The 1,115-nt window shown below is 54.7% G+C and carries 2 protein-coding genes; both read right to left on the bottom strand.

The features are described 5' to 3' along the window. Positions 1 to 86: 86 nt before the first annotated feature. Positions 87 to 713, bottom strand: a complete 627-nt coding sequence (locus tag E1297_RS01555; protein WP_196223121.1) for a hypothetical protein — start codon at positions 711 to 713, stop codon at positions 87 to 89. Between the two features lie 224 nt (positions 714 to 937). Then, complete coding sequence (locus E1297_RS51135; protein ID WP_368669427.1) at positions 938 to 1,069, bottom strand: transposase; 132 nt, start codon at positions 1,067 to 1,069, stop codon at positions 938 to 940. Between the last annotated feature and the right edge of the window lie 46 nt (positions 1,070 to 1,115).

The raw sequence follows: 1,115 nt of genomic DNA, 5'->3' as shown, positions 1-1,115 counted from the left end.
GGACCGGGTTTTACGGCGCAGCTTGATAAAGGAAGGGGTTTGCCACGCCTCTGGATCAGCGGGACTAGGAAAACCAGAGTCGGTCTTCAAGCCGCCATACCCGGCTTCGCGACCACTTTTGGGGCACTTTCCGCATTTTCCAGTCGCATCGCCGCGAGCTTCTCGTTAATATAGGCTGCCGCCTCGGGTGTCATCTTGTAGTTCCACTCGTATTCGCGAATACGAACCACCTTCTTCGCCGCCAGTGCCGCGGAAGCCCGACGTTGCATGAAGATAAAATTCGCCGACGGTTTTCTCAGCGCTCTCGCCGATTTCAGAATGGCCATCGCCTCGGAGCGGTCGTAGTTGGCCTCCGAAAACTGGCGCGCACGCTTCACCAGCTTGATCTCGGAAGACGTGCCTGCACGCCAGTTGCCTTCTTCCTTACCTAGTGCCACCCGGCCGATCTCCGAGACGACCGTCTCCAGGATGAAATCGCTTGCGAGCCTCTCTTTCCCAAAGATGCCCTTCTTGTGGGCGCGGCGACGAATCTCCGTTTCGATCTCGTGGAGATGCCAGAAGAAGACTTCGACATCCCGGTCGAGTCCGATGCCGTCGTCAACCGGATCGAGATAAAAGATGCAGCTCTCCAGAATACGACCGTCAATCTTGGCGATAGACGACATTTGCCCATGTCCAAGGGAAACGTCGATGGAGACATCGCCGGCGCGCATCTCAAACGTCCTAGGGAAAGGCATCTCGACCTCGAGTGCCAGTCCGGCAGCGCTTGCGGTCTTCCTGTATAGGTCAAGGATTTCCTGACTATTGAGCATATCCGTCTCCATTGTTCTCGGATTCATTTTCGACCCAAAAACGGAAAGAGACAAAGCCGACAACACGAAGTATTTAGCAAAAGGTGCCATAAACCCTCGGCCAGTACGGGCGGGGATGTGAGGTGCTACTCCGGCGTTTTCTGATTTTGCGCATACTTGTGCAGGACATCCATAGTTGCTCCACCCGCGCTACAGGCAAAATACAATCTGGACCAAAAGACTGCACTCTTGCTTTGCCTTGGAATGTGCGTGTTCAAGTGCCTGATTGACGAAAACCAAGCGGTCTGCGTGGAGACGTTGAAA

Source organism: Roseibium sp. RKSG952, from assembly GCF_009711355.1.
This window is presented reverse-complemented; position numbering and strand designations above follow the sequence as displayed.

What these genes read in the sequence shown, in the direction of transcription:
- E1297_RS01555 (WP_196223121.1), bottom strand. Translation starts at nt 713, where the DNA reads ATGCGCGCCGGCGATGTCTCCATCGACGTTTCCCTTGGACATGGGCAA.